General features: G+C 57.3%; 1 protein-coding gene. It reads right to left on the bottom strand.

The window, feature by feature from the left end; translation table 11 throughout:
- Positions 1-99: 99 nt before the first annotated feature.
- Positions 100-378: a BMC domain-containing protein gene (locus tag AACX88_RS17630; RefSeq protein ID WP_004146125.1), complete on the bottom strand. Its 279-nt coding sequence runs from the start codon at positions 376-378 to the stop codon at positions 100-102.
- Positions 379-504 lie beyond the last annotated feature (126 nt).

The raw sequence follows: 504 nt of genomic DNA, 5'->3' as shown, positions 1-504 counted from the left end.
CCCGCGCGTTCTGCCGGGACTGCAAATCGTTATCCAGTTCAATCATGAGTCTATCCTTCATCAGACGAAAAGAGTGGGGACGGGGCGCGCCCTGTCAGGTCATGCTTTGTGCTGCGCCGCGATTTTTTCGATGTCGTTATGTGGACGCGCGATGACGCGAGAGCTGACGACTTCGCCGATGCGTTTCGCCGCTTCCACACCGGAATCGACCGCCGCGTTGACTGCGCCGACATCGCCTTTCACCATCGCGGTGACCAGGCCGGAGCCGACGTTTTCATAGCCAATTAGTTCGACGTTGGCGGCTTTGCACATCGCGTCCGCGGCTTCAATACAGGCCACCAGACCTTTGGTTTCGATAAGACCAAGCGCTTCTTTCATCAGGTTTCTCCGTTAGTCCGCAATCTTGTAATGCGAGACGATTTTGTTGATGTCGTTGTGCGGACGCGCGATGACCAGCGAGGTCACCACTTCGCCGATGCGCTGCGCGGATTCGACGCCGGAATC

The organism is Brevibacterium metallidurans (assembly GCF_037101285.1).
GTDB classification, from domain to species: domain Bacteria; phylum Actinomycetota; class Actinomycetes; order Actinomycetales; family Brevibacteriaceae; genus Brevibacterium; species Brevibacterium metallidurans.
The sequence above is the reverse complement of the archived record's forward strand: the minus strand, read 5'-3'. Positions and strand labels throughout refer to the sequence as shown.